Origin of the sequence: Luteimonas abyssi, from assembly GCF_001482195.1 — a bacterium.
GTDB classification, from domain to species: Bacteria; Pseudomonadota; Gammaproteobacteria; order Xanthomonadales; family Xanthomonadaceae; genus Luteimonas; species Luteimonas abyssi.
Genome location: NZ_KQ759763.1, coordinates 3,218,239 through 3,225,600, shown reverse-complemented (window position 1 = coordinate 3,225,600; position 7,362 = coordinate 3,218,239). Strand labels below are relative to the sequence as shown.

The window sequence follows — 7,362 nt, the reverse complement described above, 5'->3', positions numbered from 1 at the left end:
GGGCCGGCGGGCCCTTGCGCGAAATCAAGGAGGAGGCCGCCGCCGCATGGCGGTGGCCGGGGGACATTCGCGGCAAGGGACTGCCGGCCACGGCGGGGTCCATCAGACCGGTGCGAGAGCAAGCGAAGTGCGGCTCCAGAACGCTCGCCACCGCCACCGCCAGTCGCCGTTACTGTCCTCGCAACCGAGCGGAGCAGCAACGAAGTAGAGGGGTGGCGTGACGCTCGCCGCTCATCTCGCCTCGCCTATCGCCCCCCACCGGCCTTCTTCGCCGCCCGCTTCACTGGCTTTGCGGCCGGGACTTTCTTCGCCGGTGCCTGCAGGCGGCGCGGCTGCGTCTGCACGACCGCGCCCTCCTCGCCGTGCAGCGTCATCAGCGACTCCATCAATTGCTCGTCCGTGCTCGAACACACGCCCAGCAGCAGGACCTCGTCGCAGCCTTCGGCGGCGATGTAGGCGTGACCCATGTTGGAATCGATGTACACCGCCTCGCCGGTCTCGAGCACCATCGGATCGTAGAACTCGGTGTGCACTTCCATGCGGCCTTCCAGCACGTGGATGTACTCCTCGCCCGAATGCCGGACCAGATCGCCGAACTCTTCCAGACTCTTCGCGCGTACGCGGGTGAGCACCGGGATCATGCGCTTGCGGCGCAACTCGGGACACAGGTAGTAGTAGTCGTAGTTCGGCGTGGTGACGCGGATCGCGTCCTCGATCCTGCCGATGCTGCGGCGCGCGGTGACCGGCGGTTCGGCGGTCTCGTCCTGCTCGGCGAACAACTCCGACATGCGGATCTGGAGGCGCTGGCTGAGTTGCAGCAGCTTGTCGTAGGTCAGGGTCAGCCGGTCGTGCTCGACCTTGGACAGGGTCGACAGCGGGATGCCCGAGTGCTCGCTCATCTGCTTGAGCGTCCAGCCCTTGCGCGCGCGCAATGCGCGCAGCAGGCCGCCGATGGTGGGGTGTTGCGAAGTCATCCTGAGCCGGTCTCCTGAGAAGCGTCCATCGCAGGCACGCATGTCCTGTTCGGGATCATCATCGCCTCGCGCGCCAATGCTGGGAAGGCCTCGGAATGAAGGCCCTCTGACCGCAGGGATGTGACCCGCGGCAGTTGACAATTCTCTGATCAGGATGTTTATCTCCCGATCAGGATTTACCCGCTGCGGCCTGTTGCCGCATCACCTTGTCCGGAGGCGGTTCGATGCGCGCGATTCCCACGATCCTGTGTGGCTGGCTGTTCGCCGCCGGCCTGGCGGCGGCCGCGATGCAGGAAGCGGCGTTGCCGCCTCCCGTAGCCGTCGCGCCCACGATGCCGACCGATGCCGTCGTGGAGAGCGCCGAGCAGGTGTCGTCCGGTCCCGCGCGGCTGACCCGGTCCGATCTCGAAGCCTGGCTCGACGGGTTCCTGCCGTACGCGCTGGCAGCGGGGGACGTGGCCGGTGCCGTGGTGGTGGTGGTGAGCGACGGCGAGGTGCTGCTGCAGAAGGGCTACGGCTACGCCGATCTCGACACCCGCGCGCCGGTCGATCCCGAGCGCACGCTGTTCCGTCCCGGCTCCGTGTCGAAGCTGTTCACCTGGACGGCGGTGATGCAGCTGGTGGAGCAGGGGCGCCTCGACCTCGATGCCGACATCAATCAATACCTCGATTTCGAGATTCCCGCGCGCGATGGCCAGCCGGCCACGCTGCGCCAGGTGCTCACCCACACCACCGGCATGGAGGAGCAGATCCGCGGCCTGATCACCTCGCGCGAGGACGAGATCGTGCCGCTGGGCGACGCGCTCAAGCGCTGGGTGCCGCGGCGCATCCACGTCCCGGGCGCGACGCCGGCGTACTCCAACTACGCGACCGCGCTGGCGGGCTACGTCGTCGAGCGCGTGTCGGGCGAATCGTTCGACGACTACATCGACCGGCACATCCTCGAACCGCTCGGCATGGCGCACTCGAGCTTCCGGCAGCCGTTGCCCCCGGCATTGCTGGACGGCATGTCGAAGGGTTACGCGAAGGCCTCCGATGGCGAGGCCAAGCCGTACGAGTTCATCAGCCTGGCGCCCGCCGGCAGCCTCGCCGCGACCGGCGCGGACATGGCGCGTTTCATGATCGCTCACCTGGCCGACGGCGCGTACGGCAATGGCCGCATCCTGCGCGAGGAGACCGCGCAGGCGATGCATTCCACCGCCCAGCCGTCGATCGGGCCGTTGAACCGCATGATGCTCGGCTTCTACGAGACCACCTACAACGGCCACCGCGCGATCTCGCACGGCGGCGACACGCAGTGGTTCCACAGCGACCTGCAGTTGTTCCTCGACGACGGCATCGGCGTGTTCGTGTCGATGAACAGCACCGGTCGCGACGGCGCGACCGGGCACATCCGCTACGCGCTGTCGCGTGGGTTCGCCGACCGCTACCTGCCCGGTGCGCCGCGCGAGGCGCCCGGGGTGTCGGAGGCCGAGGCGGCCGAGCATGCGCGGCAGATCGCCGGCCGCTACACCAGCAGCCGGCGCCCCGACAGCAACTTCGTGTCGCTGGCCAACGCGCTGGGCACGATCGACGTGATCGCCAACGAGGACGGCACCATCAGCGTCACCGCCGCCCTCGGGCCGGGCGGTGCGCCCAAGACCTGGCGCGAGGTGGCGCCTTACGTGTGGCAGGACACCGCCAGTGGCGACCGGCTGGCGGCCGACGTCGTCGACGGGCGGGTGACCCGGTTCACCGTGGAGCCGTACGCCCCGATCATGGTGTTCGAGCGCCTGTCGATGTGGCGCGGTCTGACGATGCCGTTGCTGGCGGCGAGCCTGGCGGTGCTGTTGCTCACCGTGATCGCTTGGCCGGTCTCGGCTCTGGTGCGGCGCTACTACGGCGCGCCCTACGCGCTGTCCGGTCGCGACGCCCGTGCGCACCGCCTGGTGCGGGTCGCCGCGCTGCTGGTGTTGCTGGCGGTCGGCGGGCTGCTCGGCCTGGTGATCGCGATGCTCTCGAAGCTGGAGATGACCAGCCCCGGCAGCGACGGACTGATCATCGCGCTGCGTCTGTTCGCCACGTTGGCGCTGCCGCTGGGCGCCGCGGTGGCGGTATGGAACGCCTGGCACGTGCTGCGGGCCCGCCGTCGCATCCTGGCCAAGCTGTGGGCGGTCGTGCTGGCGCTGGCCTGCCTGTTCGCGCTGTGGGTCGGCTTCGCCCATCACCTGATCGGGTTCGGCGCGTACTACTGATCCCGGTGTGGCCGGCGGCCGATGCCGCCGGCCGCCTTCTCTCCACGTTCCTTCTGACCGGGAGTGCGCCGCCGTGCCGCTCGAGCTTGAACTGCACAACGAACCGCTGCCGCTGGCCGCGCCCTTCCGCATCGCCGGCCATGTGTTCGAGGCGATGCCGGCCACGGTGGTCACGCTGCGCGACGGCCCGCACCGCGGTCGCGGCGAGGCTGCCGGCGTCTACTACACCGACGACCGCCCGGACACGATGCTGACCACGCTCGAAGCGCTGCGCCCGCGCATCGAGGCCGGCATCGACCGCGACGCGCTGCGCACGCTGCTGCCCGCCGGCGGCGCACGCAACGCGTTGGACTGCGCGCTGTGGGAACTCGAATCGCAGCGCAGCGGCCGCCCGGTCTGGGCCCTGGCCGGGCTGGACGGCGTGCGTCCGCTGCTGACCACGTTCACCGTCGGCGCCGACACGCCCGAGGCGATGGCCGAGGGCGCGGCGGCCTACACCAAGGCGCGTGCGCTCAAGCTCAAGCTGACCGGCGACGCGGATCTGGACGCCGCGCGCGTGCGCGCGGTGCGCGGGCGTTGCCCCGCGGCGTGGATCGGCGTCGACGCCAACCAGGGCTACACCGCCCGCACGCTGCCGCACCTGCTGCCGGCGCTGGTGGCGGCGGGCGTGTCGCTGCTCGAGCAACCCTGTGCGCGTGGCGACGAAGCCGCGCTCGATGGCATCGAGCGACCGCTGCCGATCGCCGCCGACGAGAGCATCCTCGACCTCGCCGAACTCGAAGCGCGGCACCACCGCTTCGATGTCGTCAACATCAAGCTCGACAAGTGCGGCGGCCTCACCGAGGGCCTGTTGATGGCGGAACGCGCGCGCGCGCTCGGCAAGCGGGTGATGGTCGGCAACATGGCCGGCACCAGCCTCGCGGCCGCGCCGGCGTTCGTGCTCGGGCAGTACTGCGACGTGGTCGACCTCGACGGGCCGATCTTCCTCGCGCAGGACCGCAGCCCGTCGGTGCGTTACGAGGACGGCCACATCGTCTGCGGCGACGAGGTGTGGGGCCCGAAGGCCGCCGGGTGAACGCCGCGGCCGACAAGACCTGGTTCGGTCAGCCGCGCGGGCTGACCATCCTGTTCCTCACCCAGATGTGGGAGCTGTTCTCCTACTACGGCATGCGCACGCTGCTGGTCTACTACATGACCAAGCAGTTGCTGTTCGCGCAGGAGAAGGCGTCGTTCGTCTACGGCACCTACACCGCCATGGCGTACCTGATGCCGATCCTCGGCGGTACCATCGCCGACCGCTGGCTGGGCAAGCGCAACGCCGTGGTGATCGGTGGTTCGATCATGGCTGTCGGCCACTTCCTGATGGCGTTCGAGCCGTTGTTCTACGCGGCGCTGGCCACCATCGCCCTGGGCAACGGCCTGTTCCTGCCCAGCCTGCCGAGCCAGATCAACGATCTCTATGCCGCCGACGATCCGCGGCGCGGGCGTGCCTACAACGTGTACTACGTCGGCCTGAACGTCGGCGGGTTCCTCGCGCCGCTGGTGTGCGGCACGCTCGGCGAACTCTACGGCTGGCACTACGGCTTCGGCGCCGCCGGCATCGGCATGGGGCTGGGGCTGGCGATCTACCTCGCCGGCCGGCGCTATCTGCCGCCGGAGCCGGCACGCGTGCGGCCCGTGGCGGTGCTCGCACCGGACGCGGCCGACGAGCGCCGGCGGGTGTGGGGGTTGCTGCTCGGCGTCGGCATCGCGGCCACCGTCTTCCGTGGCGCCTACGAGCAGATCGGCAACACCCTGCCGCTGTGGATCGACACCGGGGTGGACCGCGTCTGGGCCGGCATCACGATCCCGATGACCTGGTTCCAGTCGCTCAATCCGCTGCTGGTGATCGCGATGACGCCGTTGCTGCTGATGGTCTGGCGTCGGCGCGCCGAGGCCGGACACGAGACCCCGCCGGCGCTGCGCATGGCGATCGGCGCGGCGATCGTGGCGGTGGCCTACCTGGTGCTGGCGGCGGTCGCCGCGGTCGCCGGCGATGCGCGTGTGGGCTGGGTCTGGCTGCTGGCGTTCTTCGCCATCCTGACCCTGGGCGAGCTGTACATCCTGCCCACCGGTCTGGGCCTGTTCGCCCGGCTCGCGCCGCCGCGCCTGGGCGCGACCACGGTCGCGTCGTGGTTTCTCGCCATCTTCGCCGGCAGCCTGCTCGCCGGCGTGGTCGGCACGCTGTGGTCGAGGATCGGCCACGCCGCGTTCTTCCTGCTGCTGGCCGCGCTCGCCGTCGTCGCCGCCCTGTTGCTGTGGCGGCTGGACCGGCCGATCCGCCAGTTGCCATGACCCGATCCGCCACCAGGAGCCCCGCCATGCCCCGCCTGCCGTTCGCCCTGCTCACGCTCGCCCTGGCCGCCTGCGGCACCCAGCCCGTCGCCGATGCGCTCGACACCCGCTACGACCTGCTGATCCGCAACGGCGTCGTCTACGACGGCAGCGGCGCTGCGCCGCAACGCGTCGACGTGGCCGTCGACGGCGACCGCATCGCCGCGCTGCTGCCGGCCGGCAGCGATGCGGACGCCGCGCAGGTCGTCGACGCGGGCGGCCGCGCCGTCTCGCCCGGCTTCATCAACACCTTGAGCTGGGCGACCGAATCGCTGATCGAGGACGGTCGCGGCATGAGCGGCACCCGCCAGGGCGTGACCCTGGAGATCTTCGGTGAGGGCTGGTCGATGGGGCCCTACAACGACGCCATGAAGGCCGATGCGCTGCGGCAGCAGGGCGACATCCGCTATCTGATCGAGTGGACCACGCTCGGCGAATACCTGGCCTTCCTCGAGACGCGCGGCGTGACCCCCAATGTGGCCTCGTTCGTCGGCGCGACGACGATCCGCATCCACGAGCTGGGCGAGGACGACGTCACCCCGGATGCCGTCCAACTGGCGCGCATGCAGGACCTGGTGCGCGCGGCGATGCGCGAAGGGGCGCTCGGCGTGGGCACGTCGCTGATCTATCCTCCCGCGGCGTTCGCGCAGACCGGGGAACTCGTCGCGCTGGCGCAGGCCGCGGCCGAGTCCGGCGGCGGCTACGTCTCGCACATGCGCAGCGAGGCGGACCGCTTCCTCGAGGCGCTCGACGAGACCATCGCCATCGCGCGCGCCACCGGCGAGCGGGTCGGCGTCTACCATCTCAAGGCCGCGGGCGAGACCAACTGGCCGAAGATGGCGCAGGCGATCGCGCGGATCGACGCCGCGCGCGCCGAGGGCCTGCAGGTCGGCGCCGACATGTACGCCTACACCGCCGGCGGCACCGGGCTCACCGCCAGCCTGCCGCCGTGGGTGCAGGCCGGCGGCCACGACGCGATGATCGCGCGCCTGAAGGATCCCGCGGTGCGCGACCGCGTGATCGCCGAGATGCGCGACCCGGATGTCGAGTGGGAGAACCTTCGCCTGCTGGCCGGTTCCGACGAGCGTCTGGTGCTGATCGACTTCAGGACGCCGGCGCTCCGTCCGCTGACCGGCAAGACCCTGGCCGAGGTCGCACGCGAACGCGGCACCTCGCCGGAAGCCACCGCGATCGACCTGATCGTGGAGGACGACGGACGCGTGGGCACGGCGTACTTCCTGATGAGCGAGGAAAACGTCGAACTGGGCCTGCGCCAGCCTTGGGTGACGCTGGGCTCGGATGCGGAGTCGTCCGCGCCGGAGGGCGTGTTCCTGCGATCGAGCACGCATCCGCGCGCCTACGGCAACGTCGCCCGCTTCCTCGGCCACTACGTGCGCGAGCGGGGGCTGATGACGCTGGAAGAGGGTATCCACCGGATGACCGGGCTGCCGGCCGCCAACTGGAAACTGCGCGACCGCGGCTGCCTGCAGCCGGGCTGTTTCGCCGACATCGTCGTCTTCGACCCGGCGACGATCATCGATCACGCCACCTACGCCGAACCGCGCCAGTTCGCCACCGGCGTGGCCGATGTGTTCGTCAACGGCGTGCAGGTGTTGCGCGACGGCGAGCACACCGGCGCCACGCCCGGGCGCGTGGTCCGCGGGCCGGGCTGGCAGGGGGGTGAGGACCGCTAGACGGCTATCGTCCGGCACCACGCCGCGCGACCGCGGCGAGGAACGGCGCCGGCGCGCGGATCGCGCTGGCGTGCCGGCGTGCCGGGC

The 7,362-nt window shown here is 70.6% G+C and carries 5 protein-coding genes; 4 read left to right on the top strand and 1 reads right to left on the bottom strand.

The genetic code is table 11. From position 1 onward, the window contains the following. Positions 1–245: 245 nt before the first annotated feature. Positions 246–974, bottom strand: coding sequence for a helix-turn-helix domain-containing protein (locus RG19_RS13970; RefSeq protein ID WP_058835798.1), 729 nt, complete (start codon positions 972–974; stop codon positions 246–248). A gap of 224 nt (positions 975–1,198) precedes the next feature. On the opposite strand from RG19_RS13970, the gene RG19_RS13965 reads away from it, so the two are divergent. From RG19_RS13965 to RG19_RS13950, 4 genes are all read left to right on the top strand, one after another. Then, positions 1,199–3,208 (top strand): serine hydrolase domain-containing protein, encoded by a 2,010-nt coding sequence (locus RG19_RS13965; RefSeq protein WP_058835797.1) that lies wholly within the window; start codon positions 1,199–1,201, stop codon positions 3,206–3,208. Positions 3,209–3,281: 73 nt separating this feature from the next. After that, on the top strand, positions 3,282–4,283 hold the full coding sequence (locus RG19_RS13960; protein WP_058835796.1) for a dipeptide epimerase: 1,002 nt from the start codon (positions 3,282–3,284) through the stop codon (positions 4,281–4,283). Then, positions 4,280–5,542 (top strand): peptide MFS transporter, encoded by a 1,263-nt coding sequence (locus RG19_RS13955; RefSeq protein ID WP_058836635.1) that lies wholly within the window; start codon positions 4,280–4,282, stop codon positions 5,540–5,542. The genes RG19_RS13960 and RG19_RS13955 overlap by 4 nt, the downstream gene beginning before the upstream one ends. A 26-nt stretch (positions 5,543–5,568) precedes the next feature. After that, the gene (locus RG19_RS13950) at positions 5,569–7,275 is read left to right on the top strand and encodes an N-acyl-D-amino-acid deacylase family protein (protein WP_058835795.1); all 1,707 of its coding nucleotides are present in this window, start codon (positions 5,569–5,571) and stop codon (positions 7,273–7,275) included. Positions 7,276–7,362 lie beyond the last annotated feature (87 nt).

Excerpts from the sequence above, each read along its gene's own strand:
- RG19_RS13970 (WP_058835798.1), bottom strand. The coding sequence starts at position 974 with ATGACTTCGCAACACCCCACCATCGGCGGCCTGCTGCGCGCATTGCGC.
- RG19_RS13965 (WP_058835797.1), top strand. The coding sequence starts at position 1,199 with ATGCGCGCGATTCCCACGATCCTGTGTGGCTGGCTGTTCGCCGCCGGC.
- RG19_RS13950 (WP_058835795.1), top strand. The coding sequence starts at position 5,569 with ATGCCCCGCCTGCCGTTCGCCCTGCTCACGCTCGCCCTGGCCGCCTGC.